Source organism: Streptomyces sp. MK7, assembly GCF_032658145.1.
Lineage (GTDB): Bacteria > Actinomycetota > Actinomycetes > Streptomycetales > Streptomycetaceae > Streptomyces > Streptomyces spiralis.
The window spans coordinates 11,911-31,345 of the sequence record NZ_JAVACL010000061.1 but is presented as its reverse complement, the minus strand read 5'-3'; the positions used below and the strand labels follow the sequence as shown (position 1 = coordinate 31,345).

The 19,435-nt window shown below is 71.9% G+C and carries 18 protein-coding genes; 10 read left to right on the top strand and 8 right to left on the bottom strand.

What is annotated here, in order from left to right:
• Positions 1–21: 21 nt before the first annotated feature.
• Positions 22–765, bottom strand: coding sequence for a Clp protease N-terminal domain-containing protein (locus R2S09_RS36345; RefSeq protein WP_306188668.1), 744 nt, complete (start codon positions 763–765; stop codon positions 22–24).
• Between the two features lie 64 nt (positions 766–829).
• Complete coding sequence (locus tag R2S09_RS36340) at positions 830–1,456, bottom strand: LysE family translocator (RefSeq protein WP_316745491.1); 627 nt, start codon at positions 1,454–1,456, stop codon at positions 830–832.
• Positions 1,457–1,627: 171 nt separating this feature from the next.
• Here R2S09_RS36340 and R2S09_RS36335 point away from each other — a divergent pair, with 171 nt between their 5' ends.
• Positions 1,628–2,761: a DUF2786 domain-containing protein gene (locus R2S09_RS36335; RefSeq protein ID WP_316745490.1), complete on the top strand. Its 1,134-nt coding sequence runs from the start codon at positions 1,628–1,630 to the stop codon at positions 2,759–2,761.
• Between the two features lie 83 nt (positions 2,762–2,844).
• Here the strand turns inward: R2S09_RS36335 and R2S09_RS36330 are convergent, their stop codons facing one another.
• Together R2S09_RS36330 and R2S09_RS36325 are read right to left on the bottom strand one after the other, a co-directional pair.
• On the bottom strand, positions 2,845–3,387 hold the full coding sequence (locus R2S09_RS36330) for a DUF4232 domain-containing protein (protein WP_306188662.1): 543 nt from the start codon (positions 3,385–3,387) through the stop codon (positions 2,845–2,847).
• A 93-nt stretch (positions 3,388–3,480) separates the two neighbouring features.
• Positions 3,481–3,993: a hypothetical protein gene (locus R2S09_RS36325; RefSeq protein WP_316745489.1), complete on the bottom strand. Its 513-nt coding sequence runs from the start codon at positions 3,991–3,993 to the stop codon at positions 3,481–3,483.
• A 420-nt stretch (positions 3,994–4,413) separates the two neighbouring features.
• Between R2S09_RS36325 and R2S09_RS36320 the strand changes: the two genes are divergently transcribed.
• Positions 4,414–4,683, top strand: coding sequence for a DUF397 domain-containing protein (locus R2S09_RS36320; protein WP_306188659.1), 270 nt, complete (start codon positions 4,414–4,416; stop codon positions 4,681–4,683).
• Between the two features lie 138 nt (positions 4,684–4,821).
• Here the strand turns inward: R2S09_RS36320 and R2S09_RS36315 are convergent, their stop codons facing one another.
• The gene (locus R2S09_RS36315) at positions 4,822–5,316 is read right to left on the bottom strand and encodes an ATP-binding protein (protein ID WP_316745488.1); all 495 of its coding nucleotides are present in this window, start codon (positions 5,314–5,316) and stop codon (positions 4,822–4,824) included.
• A gap of 372 nt (positions 5,317–5,688) precedes the next feature.
• Here R2S09_RS36315 and R2S09_RS36310 point away from each other — a divergent pair, with 372 nt between their 5' ends.
• From R2S09_RS36310 to R2S09_RS36300, 3 genes are all read left to right on the top strand, one after another.
• Positions 5,689–6,513 carry a helix-turn-helix transcriptional regulator gene (locus R2S09_RS36310; protein WP_306188846.1) on the top strand — a complete coding sequence of 275 codons (825 nt, stop codon included), beginning with the start codon at positions 5,689–5,691 and terminating at the stop codon, positions 6,511–6,513.
• A gap of 77 nt (positions 6,514–6,590) precedes the next feature.
• Positions 6,591–8,051: an aldehyde dehydrogenase family protein gene (locus R2S09_RS36305; RefSeq protein WP_316745487.1), complete on the top strand. Its 1,461-nt coding sequence runs from the start codon at positions 6,591–6,593 to the stop codon at positions 8,049–8,051.
• A 45-nt stretch (positions 8,052–8,096) separates the two neighbouring features.
• Positions 8,097–8,738 carry a PadR family transcriptional regulator gene (locus R2S09_RS36300; RefSeq protein ID WP_306188655.1) on the top strand — a complete coding sequence of 214 codons (642 nt, stop codon included), beginning with the start codon at positions 8,097–8,099 and terminating at the stop codon, positions 8,736–8,738.
• Positions 8,739–8,998: 260 nt separating this feature from the next.
• Here R2S09_RS36300 and R2S09_RS36295 read toward each other — a convergent pair whose 3' ends face one another.
• Positions 8,999–10,291 (bottom strand): ion channel protein, encoded by a 1,293-nt coding sequence (locus tag R2S09_RS36295; protein ID WP_316745486.1) that lies wholly within the window; start codon positions 10,289–10,291, stop codon positions 8,999–9,001.
• A gap of 130 nt (positions 10,292–10,421) precedes the next feature.
• On the opposite strand from R2S09_RS36295, the gene R2S09_RS36290 reads away from it, so the two are divergent.
• Together R2S09_RS36290 and R2S09_RS36285 are read left to right on the top strand one after the other, a co-directional pair.
• Positions 10,422–11,192: a MerR family transcriptional regulator gene (locus R2S09_RS36290; RefSeq protein WP_306188653.1), complete on the top strand. Its 771-nt coding sequence runs from the start codon at positions 10,422–10,424 to the stop codon at positions 11,190–11,192.
• Positions 11,193–11,347: 155 nt separating this feature from the next.
• A complete protein-coding gene (locus tag R2S09_RS36285) occupies positions 11,348–12,358 on the top strand; it encodes a VTT domain-containing protein (protein WP_316745485.1) in 1,011 nt (336 codons plus the stop codon).
• A gap of 36 nt (positions 12,359–12,394) precedes the next feature.
• Here the strand turns inward: R2S09_RS36285 and R2S09_RS36280 are convergent, their stop codons facing one another.
• On the bottom strand, positions 12,395–14,179 hold the full coding sequence (locus tag R2S09_RS36280; protein WP_306188650.1) for a threonine/serine exporter ThrE family protein: 1,785 nt from the start codon (positions 14,177–14,179) through the stop codon (positions 12,395–12,397).
• Between the two features lie 129 nt (positions 14,180–14,308).
• The gene (locus R2S09_RS36275) at positions 14,309–14,800 is read right to left on the bottom strand and encodes an inorganic diphosphatase (protein ID WP_030177342.1); all 492 of its coding nucleotides are present in this window, start codon (positions 14,798–14,800) and stop codon (positions 14,309–14,311) included.
• A 79-nt stretch (positions 14,801–14,879) separates the two neighbouring features.
• On the opposite strand from R2S09_RS36275, the gene dacB reads away from it, so the two are divergent.
• From dacB to tilS, 3 genes are all read left to right on the top strand, one after another.
• Entirely contained in the window at positions 14,880–16,511 is a 1,632-nt protein-coding gene (dacB, locus tag R2S09_RS36270) for a D-alanyl-D-alanine carboxypeptidase/D-alanyl-D-alanine-endopeptidase (protein WP_306188647.1), read from the top strand.
• A gap of 352 nt (positions 16,512–16,863) precedes the next feature.
• A complete protein-coding gene (locus tag R2S09_RS36265; protein ID WP_306188646.1) occupies positions 16,864–18,000 on the top strand; it encodes a zinc-dependent metalloprotease in 1,137 nt (378 codons plus the stop codon).
• A 193-nt stretch (positions 18,001–18,193) separates the two neighbouring features.
• Positions 18,194–19,432, top strand: a complete 1,239-nt coding sequence (gene tilS / locus R2S09_RS36260; protein ID WP_306188644.1) for a tRNA lysidine(34) synthetase TilS — start codon at positions 18,194–18,196, stop codon at positions 19,430–19,432.
• Positions 19,433–19,435 lie beyond the last annotated feature (3 nt).

Here is a 19,435-nt window from a genome sequence, read left to right as displayed (position 1 = left end):
ACGGCCCTCCGGCCTGCGGTTTCAGTCCTGCGGCTGGTCGAGCTCCTCCTTCTGCTCGATCAGCTCCTCGATCGCCTCCGCGATGTACCGCTCGGTCGTGGCCTTGTCGATGCCGAGGCCGCTGAGGACGCCGTGGCCGTTCTCATGCTCCAGCAGGGCCAGCAGGATGTGCTCGGTGCCGATGTAGTTGTGGCCGAGGCGGAGGGCCTCGCGGAAGGTGAGTTCCAGGACCTTCTTGGCGTCGGAGCCGTACGGGACGAGCTCGGGCGCGTCGTCGGCGGCGGGCGGAAGCGCGGCGGTGGCGGCCTCTTCGACGGCGCCGAGTGAGACGCCCTGCGAGGTGATCGCCTTCGCGGCGAGGGCCTCCGGCTCGGCGAGCAGGCCGAGGACGAGGTGCTCGGGCAGGCCCTCGGCGCCGCGGGCGGCCTTCGCCTTGCTGTGCGCGGAGACGACCACGTTCCGGGCCCGCACGGTGTAGCGGCTGAAGCCCTGGCTGGGGTCGAGATCGGTCGACTCCTTCGGCACGAAGCGTTTCTGCGCCGCCTGCCGGGTGACGCCCATGCTCTTGCCGATGTCGGTCCAGGAGGCACCGGAGCGCCGTGCCTGGTCCACGAAGTGGCCGATGAGGTGGTCGGCCACGTCACCCAGGTGATCGGCGGCGATGACCGCGTCCTGGAGCTGGTCCAGGGGTTCGGTGTGGACTTTCTTGATGGCCGCGATGAGGTCGTCGAGGCGGATCGATGCCGTGGTGGGGTTCGTCTCCATGTGTCAACCGTAGGTTGACGCCCGAGGGGTGTCAACCCGGAGTTGACGATCAGGTGGCGAGCTCCTACTTGGGCACCGCCGCGAGCCGCACCGCCAGCCCCGCGAACACCGTCCCGCTGAAGATGTCCAGTCCCCGCGCCACCCGGCGGCTGCGCCGCAGCAGTGCGGAGAGCTTCCCGGAGAGCAGGCCGACCGAGCCGTCCACCAGGAGGCCCATCACCGTGATCGTGGTCCCCAGGAGCAGGAACTGCTCGCGCACATGGCCCAGTTCGGGGCTCACGAACTGCGGCAGGAAGGAGGCGTTGAAGAGAATCACCTTCGGATTGAGCAGGTTGGTGACGGCTCCCCGCCAAAAGGCCCGCCGCCGCCCCGAGCCGCTCGTCCCGTCCGCCCAGACCGGGCCCCCGCGGCTCCGGAACGCCTTGACCGCGAGGTACAGCAGGTAGGCGGCGCCCGCCCAGCGCAGGGCGTGGTACAGCGTCGGCAGTGCCGTGAACAGCGCGGAGAGACCGAGCGCGGCGGCCACCGTGTGCACGAACGTCGCGCAGGCCACACCCAGCGCGGCCAGCACCCCGGTCGCGGGGCCGCCGCGGCCGCCCACCGCCACGATGAACATCATGTCGGGGCCCGGTGTGACGCAGAGGACGAAGGCGGCCACGAGGAACGCCGCGTAGAGAGACGTGTCGACCATGCCTGCCATGCTTGGGGCCGCCGACGCCGGGGGCGAGCGAATTTCGGGGGCGGGGGCGGGACGGGTGCGTACGGCGTGGCCGGGCGCCGGGAGTCCGACGCCGGGCCCTCGGCCGCCCACTGTCCACAGGGTGTGGACAGACTCGCGCGCCCTCCATGGCACGATCGACGTGTGAGCACGTCCAGCACCGTCGAGCGCGCCTTCACGGCCGCCCTGTACTCCGCCAACGCGAGCGCCGGCCATGACGACGCCCTCGACACGGGCGCCTCCCTGCTCGCGGCCGACCCCGCCGCGGACGCCGAACTGGCCCGGCGCGGCCAGGAGTTCGTCGCGACCGCCTGGCGGCGCGGCTGGCAGCCCGGCGATGTCGTACGGATCGTGCGCCGGGAGCTCGACGAGGTCCACGTACGGCTCGTGGCGGCGCTGATCCGCGCGCAGTCCGCCGACGACCGCCCGCGCGGCCGGCGCTGGGCCGCCCAGCTGGACGAGCTGACGCGCGCGGAACCGCCCCGCACCGACCGCTTCTCCTACGCCACCGCTGTGCTGGAGCTGTACCGCCTGCTGCTGCGGCTGCCCACGCTCGAGAGCCTGGACGCCTCCACGGGGCCCGCACCCGCCGCCCGGCGCGGCGACGGCGAGTCGCGCATGCTGGGCCGGATCCGCGCGCTGCTCGCCAAGGCGGAGGCGACCGGCTACCCGGAGGAGGCCGAGGCGCTGAGCGCGAAGGCCCAGGAGCTGATGGCCCGGCACAGCGTCGACGAGGCGCTGCTCGCCGCCCGCGCTCCGTCCCCCGACGCCCCCGGCGCCCGCCGGATCGGGGTGGAGCCGCCGTACGAGCAGACCAAGGCCGTGCTGCTGGACGCCGTCGCCACCGCGAACCACTGCCGCGCCGTGTGGAACGAGGCCCTCGGCTTCTCCACCGTCGTCGGCTTCGAGGGCGACCTGGAGGCGGTCGAGCTGCTCTACACCTCGCTGCTCGTCCAGGCCACGACCGCGATGACCGGGGCGGAGGCGGCGCAGCGAGCGGGCGGACGCAAGCGGACCAAGACCTTCCGGCAGTCCTTCCTCGTCGCCTACGCCCACCACATAGGCACCCGGCTCGAGGCCGCCGCCAGGACCCAGGTGACCGAGGACCTCCTCCCCGTCCTGGCGACCCGGGACGTCGCGGTCACCGACCGCCTGGAACGCATGTTCCCGGAGACGACGACCACCCGTCTGCGCGGGGTGAGCGACGCGGCGGGCTGGACGGAGGGCGCCCAGGCGGCGGACCGGGCGCAAGTGGAACCGCGCCGCCCGCTGAGCTGAATCCTCTCCCCAGCCGCCCCGGCCCCCGGGACGGTTCAGTCGCCGGCTCCCGGGACGGTTCAGTCGCCGGCTCCCGGGACGGTTCAGTCCCCGGCCTGCTGGAAGGCCGTCACCGATGCGTCCGGGCCGCTCGCGGTCTTCTTGCCCCGTACGGGCCCGTACGACCACGTGAAGCTCCGGGGCTCGGCCGCCGCGCCGGGCAGGCCGATCCTCAGCGAGGTCGCCGCCAGGCTCTTGCCGTCGCCTTCCTTGCCCCGGACGTAGGTCAGGGTGAAGGTGGCCGTGTCGCCCTTGGCCAGGGTCAGCTTCCGCGGCGTGCCCGTCCTGTCCTGTGCCACGGCCGCCGAGGTGCTCCCCGCGGACAGGGTGACGCCCGGGAAGCCGTCCAGCGTGCAGCGGGCGCCCTGGTTGGTGAGCGTGACCGGTACGTTGCCGGTGTCCCCGGCGGCGGGCGCGGCGTTGGCGGGGCCGACCTGCAATCCGACCTGGCCGATGCGGCAGGCGGTGGAGTCGGTGTTCTTGCTCCCGGTGTCGCTGCCGCTGCCGCCGCTGCCGCCGCCGCTGTCGCAGGCGGTGAGCAGGAGGGCCGCGGCGAGGGCGGTGACGGTGATCGGAATGGCGCGCATGAGCTGGTTCCTTGGGTCGTGACGATGCTCAAGGATCATCACGTACGAGCGGGCGGCACGGTTGCCCGTCCCGCCACCGGCCTTACGCGTACGTCAGGAGCCGAGGCTCGCCGTGGGCAGCCCCGAGGGTAGCGCCGCGCCCTCGGACCGCGTGTACGTCTCCTTGCCGAGGCCACCCTCCCAGGTCACCTGAAGTGTGGTCTTGTTGACGGAGTCCACCGTGCCCGTCGTCCGCGCCTTGCAGTCGCGGAGGTGGATCACGTCCTTGCCGGACTCCCTGCTCGCGGTTCCGGTGCACGTGGTCCGGTCGGTGGAGAACAGCGCCACCTCGTCGCCGGTGACCATCAGGACCACCGCCTTGCCGTCGGTGGTGGCGAGCCAGCTGCCGGTCGGTCCGCCGTCCTCGGCCGTCGTACCGCCGCTGCCACCGCCCGTGCCGTTCGTCCCGCCGCTGTCGTCGTCGGTCGCGGACGAGGACGCGCCGGGGGTCGCGGAGGCCCCGGATCCGGACCCCGACCCGCTGTCGCACGCGGTCAGCGCCAGCGCGCCGAGCAGTCCGGCAGCCGCGATCCGCACCGCCCTGGCCGTAGTGTTCACCGTGGTCACCCCAAGCCCCCAACCTGGAACCGGCCGGCCGCGCCACGGCCGTACCACCGCAGCAAGTTACCAGGAGTCACAGCGCCCATCGGCGAGTTCTTCCCGTCCATCGGACTCTCACATGAACACTGGAACAAGAACGGCGCGGTCTGCGTCCTTTCCTGTGCACGAGAGATTCGATTCGGACGAACGCGCGCGGACGGCGGCAGGGAAGATCTTGAACGGGGACCTGCGAGCGCATGCCCTGGTGGTTCCGGGGCAGGCGCTGAAACAGGTTCGGTAAAGCGCTCGTCAAAGCTGTAACCGCTGAAACACTCCGCGTGCACGTGCATCTGCTCATGCAAGTGCACATGAACAAGGTTATGATCCGGTTCAGTTGACCGATGCATCAATGGCCACACCAGCCAGTGCACCACCGGGGAGCGACCTGTGGACCACGACGTTGAGGGCGTGTACGAGGAGTACGACGTGTACAACGGCATGGCGGCCACGCTGCTGCGCGATGTGGCCTGGCAGAAGAGCCGGCACAGCAATTCGCAGGGCTCCTGCGTGGAGTTCGCGCGGCTGCCGGGCGGAGACGTGGCCGTGCGGAACTCGCGCTTTCCCGACGGCCCGGCGCTCGTCTATACGCGCGCGGAGATCGAGGCGATGCTCCTGGGCGTCAAGGACGGCGAGTTCGACCATCTGATAGCAGGGTGAGGCCCTCTGGCGGCGGGCTGGCGCCCCGCTGACGGCCGGCCGGACGCACGGTCACTCGCACGACTGACCCGCGGTTCACGGTCGGTCGACGGCCAGTAACGCGCGTAGAACCGCGGCGGCGGAAGGCGCCGCGGTTCCTCAGTCGTGGGGCTGGAGCCGGAAGAGCGCCCAGACGACCTTGCCGCCCAGTGTGCCTGCCAGCGGATGCCAGCCCCAACTGTCGCTGAAGGAGTCGACGAGGAACAGGCCACGGCCCGACTCGGCGGAGAAGTCGTCCGTGTCGCGGGCCACCGGGCTGTCCTGGCTGGGGTCGCGCACGGCGCACACCAGCCGCTCGGTCCAGTGCATCAGGTGCAGCCGCACCGGCGAACCCTGCCCGAACGTTCCCTGCTCGCACCCGCGCGCGGCCGACGCGGCCGGCAGCGCGTGCCGCAGGGCGTTGGTGACCAGTTCGGAGACCACCAGGCAGACGTCGTCGAACCGGTCGCCCAGTTCCCACTGGTCGAGGGTTCTCCGGGTGAAGCGTCTGGCCTCGCGCACGGCCTCGTAGCGGGCCGGAAGGGCACAGGAGGCGGCGTCGGACACGGCCGCGGGGTCCAGCGGCGGAAGGCCCTGCCGTAACGGCTCGAGCATGGTCGATCCATTCGTCCCCATGCGAGGCACTCCCGGGAAATCGCGGTCGTTGCGATGCTGTGGTCGTGGCGATGCAGCGGTGGCGCGGGGACCATGGTTTCGGATGCGCACAGCAGATGCAAGGGCAGATGCACGTGCACGGGGCCGAATTGGACCCTCCCGTACCGCTTACTGGCCATTTTTTCCGCCATCTTCTCGTCCGCCGCATGCCTCCTTCTTGCCTTCGGCTGCGCGTTTTCTTTGATCTCTTTCCGTTTCCGTAATCGTACGAGTACTGCTCGGAGTGATTTAGTGGCAGACTGCGGCCCCTGAAGACGGTTGGGGAGGCTGGCGAACGTGAGCGCGGGAGAGCCCGGATCGGTGGTGCGGCGCATGCTGCTCGGCTCGCAACTGAGGCGGCTGCGCGAGGCACGGGGGATCACGCGTGAGGCGGCGGGGTACTCGATCCGCGCCTCGGAGTCGAAGATCAGCCGGATGGAGTTGGGCCGGGTGAGCTTCAAAACGCGCGATGTGGAAGACCTGTTGACCCTGTACGGCATCACGGACGACGCGGAGCGCACCTCGCTCCTCTCGCTCGCCAGGGAAGCCAACGTGGCGGGCTGGTGGCACAGTTACACCGACGTCCTGCCCAGCTGGTTCCCCACCTATGTGGGTCTGGAGGGCGCGGCGTCGCTGATCCGCGTCTACGAGGTGCAGTTCGTGCACGGCCTGCTGCAGACCGAGGCGTACGCCCGCGCGGTGGTCCGGCGCGGCATGCAGGGCGCGAGCGAGGCCGATGTGGAGCGGCGGGTGGCGCTGCGCCTGGAGCGGCAGAAGCACCTCGTCTCCGAGAACGTCCCGGAGCTGCACATCGTCCTGGACGAGGCGGCCCTGCGCCGTCCGTACGGCGACCGCGAAGTGATGCGCGGCCAGTTGCAGCACCTCATCGACATCTCCGAGCGGTCCAACGTACGGCTGCAGGTCATGCCGTTCAGCCTGGGCGGGCACGCCGGCGAGTCGGGCGCCTTCACCATCCTCAGCTTCCCCGAGTCCGACCTGTCGGACGTCGTCTACATGGAGCAGCTGACCAGCGCCCTCTACCTGGACAAACGCGAGGACGTCGCCCAGTACGAGAAGGCGCTGAAGGAACTCCAGCAGGACAGTCCGGGACCGGACGAGAGCCGCGACCTCCTGCGCGGTCTGCTGCAGCTCTCTTGAGTACCCGGGCAACTCGCCTCGTTCGCACGTACGATGACGTCGCATCAGTGAGCGCGCCCCGGGAGTCGAGGGATCACATGTCGTCCTACTTCACCGACCTGGCCCAGCAGTACATCGACGGCGAGTGGCGCCCGGGCACCGGCTCCTGGGACATCATCGACTTCAACCCGTACGACGACGAGAAGCTGGCCTCGATCACCATCGCCACGGCCGACGAGGTGGACCAGGCCTACAAGAGCGCCGCTCGTGCCCAGAAGGATTGGGCCGCGACCAACCCCTATGCCCGCCGCGCGGTCCTGGAGAAGGCGCTGCGGCTGGTCGAGGAGCGCGAGCGGGAGATCACCGAGGTGATCATCGCCGAGCTGGGCGGCACCCACGTCAAGGCCGGCTTCGAGATCCACCTGGTCAAGGAGTTCCTGCGCGAGTCGATCCACCTGGCGCCGCGCCCGGAGGGGCAGATCCTTCCCTCGCCGGGCGAGGGCAAGGAGAACCGGGTCTACCGCGTTCCGGTCGGGGTGGTGGGCGTGATCAGCCCGTTCAACTTCCCCTTCTTGCTGTCGGTCAAGTCGGTCGCGCCGGCCCTGGCGCTCGGCAACGCCGTGGTACTCAAGCCGCACCAGGACACCCCGATCGCCGGCGGCACCCTGGTCGCGAAGATCTTCGAGGACGCGGGGCTGCCGGGCGGCGTGCTCAACGTCGTCGTCACGGACATAGCGGAGATAGGCGACGCCTTCCTGGAGCACCCGGTGCCCAAGGTGATCTCCTTCACCGGCTCCGACCGGATCGGCCGGCACGTCGCCACCGTCTGCGCCGCGCACTTCAAGCGCTCGGTTCTCGAACTGGGCGGCAACAGCGCGATCGTGGTCCTGGACGACGCCGACCTCGACTACGCGGTCGACGCGGCCGTCTTCAGCCGGTACGTCCACCAGGGCCAGGTCTGCATGGCGGCGAACCGCGTCCTGGTGGACCGCTCGGTCGCCGAGGAGTTCACGCGGAAGTTCGTGACCAAGGTGACGTCACTGAAGGTCGGCGACCCGCGCGACCCGCGGACCGTCATCGGCCCGCTCATCAACTCCACCCAGGCGAACGACGTGTCGGCCGCCGTCGAGCAGGCGCTCGCCGAGGGCGCCACGGCCCTGGTGCGCGGCACCACCTCCGGCAACCTGGTCTCGCCCTCCGTCGTCACGGACGTGCCCGCCGGCTCCGCCCTGCTCCGCCAGGAGGTCTTCGGGCCGGTCGCCTTCCTCATCCCCTTCGACGGCGAGGAGGAGGCGGTCCGCATCGTCAACGACACCCCGTACGGGCTCAGCGGCGCCGTGCACACGGCGGACGTCGAGCGCGGTGTCGCCTTCGCCCGGCAGATCGACGCCGGCATGTTCCATGTGAACGACGGCACCGTCCACGACGAGCCGCTGGTCCCCTTCGGCGGCGAGAAGCACTCCGGCATCGGCCGCCTGAACGGCGAGACGACGGTGGACGCCTTCACCACGCTGAAGTGGATCTCGGTACAGCACGGACGGAGCGGGTTCCCGTTCTGACGTCCGGAACGAGGCGGCGGACCCGCGGGCAATAACCTGGGCAGCATGTCAGCGATCCGTCTCCTCGTGCTCGGCGCGGTGCGCCGGCACGGGCGCGCCCACGGCTACCAGGTGCGAGGCGACCTGGAGTACTGGGGCGCGCACGAGTGGTCCAACGCCAAGCCGGGCTCGATCTACCACGCCCTGAAGCAGATGGCGAAACAGGGACTGCTGCACGCGCACGAGATCGCGCCGTCCACAGCGGGCGGCCCGCCGAGGGTCGAGTACGAGATCACGGAGAAGGGCGCCAAGGAGTACTTCGCCCTGCTGCGCGAGTACCTCACCGCCTACGACCAGAAGCCCGACGCGCTCACCGCCGCGCTCGGCTTCATGGTCGACCTGGAGCGGGAGGAGGTCCTCGAACTCCTCGAGGAGCGGGTGCGCGGCATCGAGGAGTGGCGCAAGTCGGTCACCGAGTACTACACGCCGGAGGGCGGCCCCGGCCGACTCGGGCACATCGGCGAGATCATGAACTTCTGGGTGCACTCCGCCGACTCCGGCGCCCAGTGGACCCGAGGTCTCATCGACCGCATCCGCGACGGCGCCTACACCTTCGCCGGCGAGGGCGAGCCGTTCGTCGGCGTCCTGGCGGAGGGGCAGGAGAACCCGTACGCGACCGCGACGCGGCATCCGGGAGATGGCTGCTGAGCGTGACGCCGACTCGTCGGCCACCGCAGGAGGCGTTGGCCGGGCCGGGCGATTCCACGGGATCGTGGACGCCGGCACACGGCGACGGCCGTGCGGGACCTGCCCGGCGGACCGGGCGGGGTGCCGGGCGGGGAGCCGGGCGCGTGGGTGCTGCCGTTTGCCGGCCGCTCGCCCTGCCGGCGGTGCTCCTTCCGCCGGCGGCGCGCAGGTTCACACGGCTGAGCCGCTGACGCCGTGTCCACCGCCCGGACGGCCGGCGGTCACCGCACCACCGTCCCGTCCGGCCGCAGCTGCATCTGCGGTCGGCCGGTCACCAGCAGCCAGGTTGGGAGCGAGGCGAGGCACAGCAGGGACAGGACCGTCGGCGAGGAGACCAGGACGGCGGCCGTGAACAGGCTCACCCAGCCCTGCCGGGTGATGGCCAGAAGCATGCCGAGCACGCCCGCAGCCACGGCCGGCGCGGGGGGTACGGCGGGCACCAGTGCGTGGGCGGTGAGGCCGAGCGCGGCCCCGATGAAGACGGACGGGAAGATCCGGCCGCCGCGGAAGCCGCAGGACGCGGCGACGAGCAGCGCGGCCAGCTTCACCACCGCCATCGCCGCGAACTGCCCCGCCGTCCGGTCCTCCGGGTGCCGCGCCAGCTCCGCGACCTCCGAGACCCCCTTGAACAGCGTCAGATGCCCGCCCACCGCCCCCAGCAGGCCCAGGACCAGGCCGCCGGCCGGGAGCGCGAGCATCGGGTGCCGGAGCCGGGCGAAGGCCCGGTGCACGTACGGGAAGGCGTGGACGGCGGCGAGGCCGAGCAGCGCACCCGCGGGGGCGATCACCAGCACCGCCAGGGCGTCGCCCCAGCGGGGCGGCCCGAAGGGAGGCAGGCCCAGGTCGAACGTGGGACGGGCCACCAGGCCGGTGGTCATGGCGCCCGCGGCGCCGGCGGCCAGCGGCGCGAAGAGACTGTCCCACAGCGCGCCCTGCATCGGCCGCCCGGCCAGCACCTCGGAGAGCACCAGCGCGGCGGCGACGGGCGTACCGAACAGCGCGCCGATCGTCGCCGCCTCGGCCAGCGCCGGCCACAGCGAGCCCGGCAGCTCGGGCCGCAGCCTGCGGCCCAGCCACAGTGCCAGGCCCGCGTTCGCCATGATGACCGGGTTCTCCGGGCCCAGGCTCGGACCGCCCGCCAGCATCAGCATGGTGGCCAGCAGCAGGCCCGGCACCACGGCCGGGGGCGGCGGGGCGGCCGACAGGCCCAGCATGGCCGGGTCGGGGCCCGCGTGCCCCGGCGCCTTCCACACCACCAGGCCCACCAGGACACCGGTCGCGGTCAGCATGACCACCATCCACACCACGGAGTAGCGGCCGATGCCCAGTGCGTCCGGCAGCTCGCCCCACAGCGCGCTCTGGAGTCGCTCGGCCACCCCGCTCACCAGCAGATACAGCAGGCTGGAGCCGACACCGACGACGAGCGCGGGCAGGATCAGCGGCAGCAGCACGCGGGCCGGGGCCGACGGCGCCGCCCGGACGGCGGGAGCCTGCTGCGCGGTGTCCTGGGCCACGGGCTCACGATAGGCGGACAAAGGGGGCGAACCAGGCGCAACATCCGGAGGAGGACCGAGGGAGAAACGGGCTTGCACCTCACGTCACGTGAGGGCCGACCGTGGAGTGCGTACCGAGAAGGGAGCGGAAGTGAGCTACACCGTGGGACAGGTCGCCGGTTTCGCCGGAGTGACGGTGCGCACACTGCACCACTACGACGACATCGGCCTGCTCGTCCCGGGCGAGCGCAGCCACGCGGGCCACCGGCGCTACAACGACGCCGACCTCGACCGGCTGCAGCAGATCCTGTTCTACCGGGAGCTCGGCTTCCCGCTCGAGGAGGTCGCGGCGCTGCTCGACGACCAGGCCACCGGAAAAGCAGACCCGCGCGCGCATCTGCGCCGCCAGCACGAACTGCTGACCGCCCGGATCGAGAAGCTGCAGGAGATGGCCGCGGCCGTGGAGCACGCCATGGAGGCACGCAAGATGGGGATCAACCTCACTCCGGAGGAGAAGTTCGAGGTCTTCGGGGACCACGACCCCGACCAGTACGCGGACGAGGTCGAGGAGCGCTGGGGCGACACCGAGGCATACCGGCAGTCGCAGCAGCGGACGGCCGGCTACACCAAGGAGGACTGGAAGCGCGTCACTGACGAGATGAACGCGATCCACCACCGCATGGGCAACCTGCTCGCCCAGGGCGTGCCCGCGGATTCCGAGGCGGCCATGGACGTCGCCGAGGAGCACCGCCGGTTCATCACGCGGTCGTACTACGAATGCGCGCACCAGATGCACACCTGCCTCGGCGAGATGTACGTCTCCGACCCGCGCTTCACGGCGACGTACGAGGAGATCCGGCCGGGCCTGGCCGCGTACATGCGGGACGCGATCGTCGCCAACGCGGCCCGCCACACCGCGTAGGACTCCCTGGCCCGGGGCATTCCCGGGCCAGGGCCTCGGGCTCTCTCGGCACCGGTGGAACCAGAGCCGTACACCATCCGTTGATAGCTTTGTGCGGCAGAACCACGGAGGCCGAACCGCCGCCGTCCGTCCTCACCCCTCAGGAGCCCGGAACCGTGACGACGCTTGCCCTCGGCCCGAGCTGGCTCGATCCGAACTACCTCCTCGACACCTACGGCATCTGGGGTCTGCTCCTCGTCGTCTTCGCCGAGTCCGGCCTGCTCATCGGCTTCTTCCTGCCGGGTGACTCCCTGCTGTTCACCTGTGGCCTGCTGATCACGTCGCACCAGCTGGACTTTCCCCTGTGGGCGGCCGTCGCACTGATCTGCCTCGCGGCGGTCCTCGGCGACCAGGCCGGCTACATGTTCGGCAAGAAGGTCGGTCCCTCGCTCTTCAACCGCCCGGACTCCCGCCTGTTCAAACAGGAGAACGTCACCAAGGCGCACGAGTTCTTCGAGAAGTACGGCCCGAAGTCCCTGGTCCTGGCCCGCTTCGTGCCCGTCGTGCGGACGTTCACGCCGATCATCGCCGGCGTCAGCGGCATGCGGTACCGCTCGTTCCTGGTCTTCAACGTGATCGGCGGCGTTCTGTGGGGCGCGGGTGTGACCCTGCTCGGCTCCTGGCTGGGCAACATCGCCTTCGTCAAGGACAACATCGAGGCGATCCTCATCCTGATCGTCCTCGTGTCGGTGGTCCCGATCGCCATCGAGTTCCTGCGGGCCCGCTCCAAGGCGAAGAAGGCGCCGGAGGCCCCGGCACGGCAGCAGCCCTACGAGCGGCAGCAGCCGCACGAGCAGCAGGCGTATCAGCAGCAGTCGTACCAGCAGCAGCCGGTCATGGACGACGCCACGACCCGCCTGCGCCGCATCGAGCCGCCGTACCAGGACGCGCCGTACCAGCAGTCGCCGTACCAGGAGGCGCCGTATCAGTACGGCGACCAGGCCCCCCCGCAGGAGCAGCAGCGGCAGTACGGCGGCGGCTACGACCAGCAGCACTACGGCGGGCAGTACCCGCAGCAGCCCTACGGCGATCAGCAGCAGCCCTACGGCGATCAGCGGGGCGGCGACCACGGCCGGACCCAGGTCCCGCAGTACCCGGACAACGGCGGCTACCACCGCGCCCCGTAGACGGCGCTCCCGCCGCAGAAGCCCCTCGAAAGCCCCTCAGAAGCCCCTCGTGCGCTTGGCGGCCCGGCGGCCGGCCGCGCTGCCGGCGCCCGGCAGCCTGAGGAACAGCCGGGAGATCTCCGACCCCAGGTTCACCCCGATCGCGATGGCCATGGCGAGCGACACCGCCTTGGCCAGCGACACGAGTCCCTTGTCGATGTTGTTCTGCGCGATCGACAGCAGACCGAAGTACGTCGCCGAACCCGGCAGCAGCGGACCGATCGCGGCGGTCGTGTACGGCAGCGCGGAGGCGAAGCGGTAGCGGGACAGCAGCTGCCCGAACAGGCCCACCAGGCCCGCGGCGACCGCCGTCGATGCCACGGGGGAGATGTCGGCGACGTAGTGCATCGCGCCGTAGACCACCCAGGCGACGCCGCCGTTGAGCGTCACCAGCAGCACGGTGGACCGTTCCTGCTGGAGCAGCACGGCGAAGGTCAGCGACAGCAGCATCGACGCGAGGATCTGCACCACCGGCCGCTCGTTGACGCCCAGCGCCACGTCGGGATTGAGCTGGGCGCCCAGCTTCACGCCGAAGTACAGCACCACCAGCACGCCGGTGACGATGCCGACGAAGAAGTACATGACCTCCAGCAGGCGCGCGGAGGCGGTGATGTAGAAGCCGGTCAGACCGTCCTGCACGCCCGCCACCAGCGCCCGCCCCGGCAGCAGCGCGAACAGCCCACCGGTGATGACCGCGGACGCCTTCACGTCGACTTGCGCCACCGTGAGCGCGACGCCCAGCGCGGCCGGCGGCATCGCGGCCACCGTGAACTGGTAGAACTCCGGCAGCCCGCGCCCCGCGCACAGCCATGCGAGCCGGTCGCCGAGCATCGCGCCGAACGCGGCGGCGACGAACACGATCAGATCGCCGCCGACGAGAACGGAGGCCGCGCCGGCGAGCAGCCCGGCGGCGCCGGTCAGCGCCCAGCCGGGGTAGGGGTGCCGGTTGCGGCGGATCTCCGCCAGCCGCCGGTAGGCCTCCTCCAGGGAGACATGGGTCTCCGGGTCGCTCAGGTCGTCGACGAGCTGGAAGACGGCCGCGAGGCGCGTGTAGTCGGTGCCCCGGCGCCGTACCGTCCGCGACGCCGAGACGGGGTCGTCCACCAGGGACGGCTGGTAGGAGATGGACAGCAGGGTGAAGGTGACCGTCGGCTCGCAGCGGTCCAGACCGTAGGAGCGGCAGACCGCGAACATCGCCGTCTCCACGTCCTCCGCGCCCTCACCGCCGGCGAGCAGCAGCTCGCCGATGCGCAGGGTCAGGTCGAGGACGCGTGGGACGGCGGGGCCTTCCTCCTCCGTCTTCGGGACCGTTTCCAGGGCCGGGCGCTCGGCCACCGGCATGCGCAGCATCGTGCGCATCCGGTCCTGCCAGGGGATGTCCTTGGTCAGGCTGACCGCCGGGATGCCGCTCGGCGGGGTGAAGGCGGCCGGCGCCTGCCGGGCGCTGTAGGTGCTCGGCGGGCTGAACGCGGAGCCCTCGGCCTCCGCGACCGTGTGCTCGGGCGCCTTGAGGCCGTCGGGGATCGCGAACTCCGAGGTGGTGTCCGACTCGCTGCCGGCCCTGGGCAGGGCCAGCCCTTCGGGAACGGCGAACTCCGACGTCGTGGACGACTCGCTGTCCGTGCCCGGTGCCGCCGGGGCCACGGGTGCCACTGGCGCCACTGGAGTCACTTTCGGCACCTGGATCACCTGCGTCGCCTGTGTCACCGACGAATCCGCAGGAGCCCTGAACGCGCTCCGCGCCTCGTCCGACTGCGGCTTGCGGTCCTCCGCATCCGTCACTGGGCAACGCTCCCTGAACGACACCTTCCGTCAGCCACAGTATGCGCGGACACCCCCACCCACATGCCAAAGGGCCGCGTCACCCCCGAGGGGTGGACGCGGCCCGCGGGCGTCGTACGGGGCGTACGGTCAGTGACCGCCGTGCTCCTGGGCACGCTTGATGGACCGCTCGATCTCCGCCTCGGCGTCGGCGCGGCCGACCCAGTTGGCGCCCTCGACCGACTTGCCCGGCTCCAGGTCCTTGTAGACCTCGAAGAAGTGCTGGATCTCCAGGCGGTCGAACTCCGACACGTGGTGGATGTCCCGCAGGTGCTCCACACGCGGGTCGGATGCCGGGACGCACAGCAGCTTGTCGTCGCCGCCGGCCTCGTCCGTCATCCGGAACATGCCGATGGCGCGGCACTTGATGAGGCAGCCGGGAAACGTCGGCTCGTCCAGGATGACCAGCGCGTCCAGCGGGTCGCCGTCCTCGCCGAGGGTGTTCTCGACGAAGCCGTAGTCGGCCGGGTAGCTGGTCGAAGTGAAGAGTCGACGGTCCAGGCGGATACGACCGGTCTCGTGGTCCACCTCGTACTTGTTCCGCGAACCCTTCGGGATCTCGATCGTGACGTCGAACTCCACCGGTGGCTCCTCCATGATCAGCACATAGTTCTGGTGATTAAGTGTCCCTCACGCACGTGTGTGATCGCGAAAGGGGCTGGTGGTCGTGCCGGAGCTGAGGGGCTGGCGGGCCGCGAGACCGCGTCTGACAGGCCTGGCGCGGGCCGCGAGGCCGCGTCTGGCACAGCTGGCGCGGGCCGCACGACCAGGTCTGGTCCGGGCCGTGCGGTCCGTGGGACCGCGGGTCGCACGGCTCACGGGGGCCACCCGGCCACGGCCCGCCGGGCCGACGACCTGGCGGTACACCGCGGGCGCCGCCACCGCCGGGCTGGCACTGGCCGCCGGTGTGGTGACCGCAGCCGGTCCCTGGGACTCCACCGGTCAGCGTACGGCCGAGCGGGACCGGGCAGTCGCCCTGGAGCGCGCGGGTGGCACAGATCACGGCCGTGCTTCCGATACGTCCGGTACGTCCGACGCGGCGGCCGACGGACCGAGGCCCGCGCCCAGTGCCGCACCCGTGCTCGTAGGCCTCGGCCGCGGCGGCAGCCTGGTGAAGTCGGCGGCCGGCGGACCGGCCCTCGCCGCCGTCCTCGACCCGCTCCTGCGCGACCCCGCCCTCGGCCCCCGCCACTCCGCCGTGGTCGTCGACGTCGCCACCGGCCGGCGGCTCTACGGCCGTGACGCCGGCGAGGCGCTCACCCCGGCCTCCACCACCAAGATCGCCACCGCGGTCGCCGCTCTGTCCGCCCTCGGCCCCGACCACCGCCTCACCACCCGCGTCGCCCTGGAGCCCACCGCCGGGAACCTCGTCCTGATCGGCGGCGGCGACCCCACCCTCACCGCCCGCGCGGACGCCCACGGCTGGGCGAGCCTGCGCACCCTCGCCGACGCGACGGCGGCCGCCCTGAAGAAACGCGGGCTCGGCAAGGTCACGCTGTCCTACGACACGTCCCTGTACGCCGGCCCGGACCTGCACCCCATCGGCGTGAACGAGAACCTCGCCCCGGTCACCGCCCTGATGGCCGACGAGGCCCGCACCGACGACTCCGGCAGCGGCCCGGCCCCGCGCGAGGCCGACCCGGCGGCCGCGGCCGCCCGCGCCTTCGGCCGCTTCCTCCAGGACCACGGCATCCGTACCACCGACCCCCGCTCCGCAAAGGCGACCGGCCGCGCGCAGACCCTCGCGTCCGTCTCCTCGCCCCCGTTGTCCGACGTGGTCGAACGCATGCTCACCCACAGCGACAACGACATCGCCGAGGCCCTGGCCCGCCAGACGGCCGCCGCGACCGGCGGACGCCCGGACTTCGCCGGCGGCGCCCGGGCCATCGACGCCCGGCTGAAGACACTCGGCCTGCCTCTGGACGGCGCGGAGTTCCACGACGGCAGCGGCTTGAACCGCGACGACAAACTCACCGCCGACCTGCTGACCGCGCTGCTGCGCGAGGCCGCCGACCCCGCCCACCCCGAGCTCCGCCCGGTCCTGACCGGCCTTCCCGTCGCCGGCTTCACGGGCACCCTGACCGACCGCTACACATCCGACGGCGCGGCCGGGATCGTACGCGCCAAGACGGGCACACTGACCGGCGTGAACACCCTGGCGGGCACGGCCGTCGACCAGGACGGCCACCTCCTGGCCTTCGCCTTCATGGCCGAGGGCACCACCGACCCCCAGGCGGCCCAGTCGACCCTGGACAGGACAGCGACGGCGTTGTCGGCCTGCGGCTGCGGCTAGGGCCTTTCGTTTGGATCACGCCGGGCTCGCGGCCCCTGGCACCGCGCCTCGCCGCGTTGTCGTCGGTTGCCATGGCTCCGCCATGACGCCCTCCTCCGCCTTGCGATGCTCGCCCACGCCGTCAAGGCAGTGGGGGAGTGCCGGGCGCCGCGACGGGGCGAACGTCGCCTGTCGCGGCACTGGCGACCGCCGTGGGCGGTCGTCCCGTACCCGTCCGCGGTGGGCAGCCGTCCCGCGGGGCGACGGGGGAGGGTGGGCACGGCCGCCGACTCAGGGCCGCCGCCCGAGCGACGCACACCGCACCCGCCGTCACAGCCTGCCCCAAGCGGCAGCGCTCACGTACCGTTGACGCATGACGAGCATCGGTGGTGCCGCAAGTCCCGGGATGGTCGACTGGAATCTCGCGGTGGCGACCGCGACCCGCCTGGTGAGGCCGGGCCCCGAGGTGAGCCGCGACGAGGCCCGCGCCGTCGTCGCGGAACTGCGCCGGCATGCCAAGGCCTCGGAGGAGCACGTCCGGGGCTTCACTCGTCTGGGTACGGACGAGACTCACGACACGCCCGTGCTCGTGGTCGACCGCCCGGGCTGGGTCCGGGCGAACGTCGCCGGCTTCCGCGAGCTGCTCAAACCGCTGCTGGACAAGATGCAGGCGCGCCGCGGCAGCGGCCCCGGGGGCGTGGTCCTCGGCGCCGTGGGCGGCAAGGTCACCGGCGTCGAACTCGGCATGCTGCTGTCCTTCCTCGCCTCCCGCGTGCTCGGCCAGTACGAGACGTTCGCCCCGGCCACCCGCGAGCTGCCCGCGGGCGCCAACGGCGGCGGACGGCTGCTGCTCGTCGCCCCGAACATCGTCCACGTCGAGCGCGAACTCGACGTGGAACCCCACGACTTCCGCCTCTGGGTGTGCCTGCACGAGGAGACCCACCGCACGCAGTTCACCGCGGTGCCCTGGCTGCGCGACCACCTCGAGGGCGAAATCCAGTCGTTCCTGGCGGAGACCGACGTCGACCCGATGGCGTTCCTGGAGCGCGTCCGCGAGGCCGCCCAGTCGCTCGTCGGCGGGCGCCCGGAGGGCGAGGAGGACGACGACGGCGGCCACTCCCTCGTGGAGCTGGTGCAGACCCCCGCCCAGCGCGAGATCCTCGGCCGGCTCACCGCCGTGATGTCCCTGCTGGAGGGCCACGCCGACTACGTCATGGACGGGGTCGGGCCGGATGCCGTGCCGACCGTCGCGGAGATCCGCGAGAAGTTCCAGCAGCGCCGCGCCAAGGGCGCCTCGCGGCTGGACACGGCCCTGCGCAAGCTGCTGGGCCTGGACGCCAAGCTGCGGCAGTACCGCGAGGGCGAGCGGTTCGTCCGCGCGGTCGTCGAACAGGTCGGGATGGACGGCTTCAACCGCGTGTGGACCTCTCCGAACACCCTCCCCACCAAGGCGGAGATCGCCAAACCGGCGGACTGGGTCGCACGGGTGCACCGCAAGGGCGAGCCGTGAAACGGCGTGGGGACGTGGTGAACCGAATCCGGCCGACGGCAGGCGAACGCCCCTCCAATCACCCGTCCGAGGGACCGTAGGCAATGGGTAGGCGTGCAATGCTCGGGGAACGGCCCGTTTCTGTCACCATCTACACACTCTGAGTGACCGACTCGGGCTCACCCCCGAAAAACTTCCGTGAAGGGAACCGGACATGGGTCCCCATCCTGCGGTCGCGGCGATACGCCTGGCGGTACGCCGCGTCCTCCACGACATCCTCGACGAGCAGAGCGCGCCGCACGCCGAGCTGCCCCGTCCCGAACTGCAGACCGCCCACGCGCAGACGCCGCACGCCGCGCAGCTGCCGTACGCCCCGCACTCGCCGTACGGCGACCACGCGCAGGAGACCACCCCCTCGCCCGGCCCGCGCACCGCGCGGCTCTCCGGGCAGCCCCCGCTCGGCGTGCCGACACCGAGCCGCGGCCGGCGCATCGCCGCCCGAGCCCCGCAGGGCTCGCAGGCGGCCCATGAGCGCCCGCCGTCGCCGGTCGTCCTCGTGGCCTGCTCCGGCGGGGCCGACTCCATGGCGCTCGCCTCCGCCCTCGCCTTCGAGGCCCCCAAGCTCGGCGTCCGGGCCGGCGGCATCACCGTCGACCACGGCCTCCAGGCCGGCTCCGACCTGCGCGCCGACGAGGTCGCCCAGCGGCTGCGCGAACTCGGCCTGGACCCGGTCGAGGCCGTCGCCGTCGCCGTGGGCCGCGACGGCGGTCCCGAGGCCGCCGCCCGCGACGCCCGCTACGCCGCCCTCGACGCCGCCGCCGAACGCCACGGCGCCGCCGCGATCCTGCTCGGCCACACCCGCGACGACCAGGCCGAGACGGTGCTGCTCGGCCTCGCCCGCGGCTCCGGCACCCGCTCCCTGTCCGGGATGGCCGCGGTCTCGGGGGCCGGCGGCCGTTACCGGCGCCCGTTCCTGCACATCGACCGGCAGACCGCCCGCAAGGCCTGCATGGCCCAGTCCCTGCCCGTCTGGGACGACCCGCACAACACCGACCCCGCCTACACCCGCTCCCGGCTGCGCCACGAGGGCCTGCCCGCCCTGGAGAAGGCGCTCGGCAAGGGCGTCGTCGAGGCCCTCGCCCGCACCGCCCAGCTCTCCCGCGACGACGCCGACGCCCTGGACGCCTGGGCCGGCCAGGCGGAGGCCGCCGTCCGCGACGACGCCGGCTGCCTGGAGTGCGCCAAGCTGCACGCGCTGCCCCCCGCCGTACGCCGCCGCGTGCTGCGCCGCGCCGCCATCGACGCCGGTGCTCCCGCCGGTTCCCTGTTCGCCCGCCACATCGAGGAAGTGGACCGGCTGATCACCGGCTGGCGCGGTCAGGGAGCCATCAACCTCCCCGGCAAAGTCGTCGCCCGGCGGCAGGGTGGCAGACTGGTGATTCGGCAAGGCTGAATC